Origin of the sequence: Sporosarcina sp. P29 (genome assembly GCF_002743265.1) — a bacterium.
GTDB lineage: Bacteria > Bacillota > Bacilli > Bacillales_A > Planococcaceae > Sporosarcina.
Window position 1 is genome coordinate 1 of sequence record NZ_PDYX01000072.1, and the last position, 474, is coordinate 474.

The following is a 474-nucleotide window of genomic DNA, read 5'->3' on the forward strand; positions in this document are numbered from 1 at the left end:
CCTCGGTGACAGGAATGGCAATCAGCGGTCCTACCAGCTTTTGCGGCCCGCTGGTGCTTTGGCGAAGCGAGTGTTCAACATCGTTACGGTAGCTCTCACGCTCCGAAATCAGGTTACTGACCATAAAGAGCGGGACTAACAACAGCAGAATGCACCCCAGCAGGGTGCTTACTTTCCAGAACAGGGGGGATTTCATCATTACGTCTCCTTTGTGATGAGGAGAGCGTACCGGGGCTATGTGGGGCCAGTTTGAAGTTATGTGAAGTGACGGTGAAGTGTCAGCGTGGCTTTCACGCCGCCTTCTGGTTGGTTATGCAGAGCAATGTCCCCCTGATGCAGACGCGCCACCTCCTGCACGAATGCCAGACCCAGCCCGCTGCTTTTCAACCCGTTCTCGCGGGGGAGCGAGTAAAAACGTTCAAAAATACGCGCCATGGCATAGTCCGGGATCCCGCTTCCGCTGTCGCTTACGGT

At 55.7% G+C, this 474-nt stretch carries 2 protein-coding genes; both read right to left on the reverse strand.

Annotation, left to right across the window (positions count from 1 at the left end; translation table 11 throughout):
- The coding region (locus CSV68_RS16585; RefSeq protein WP_199175047.1) for an inner membrane CreD family protein at nt 1–196 on the reverse strand (196 nt) is incomplete at its 3' end.
- 59 nt (nt 197–255) lie between these two features.
- Nucleotides 256–474 (reverse strand): ATP-binding protein (locus CSV68_RS16590; protein ID WP_233192956.1); only part of this gene is annotated, 219 nt, incomplete at its 5' end.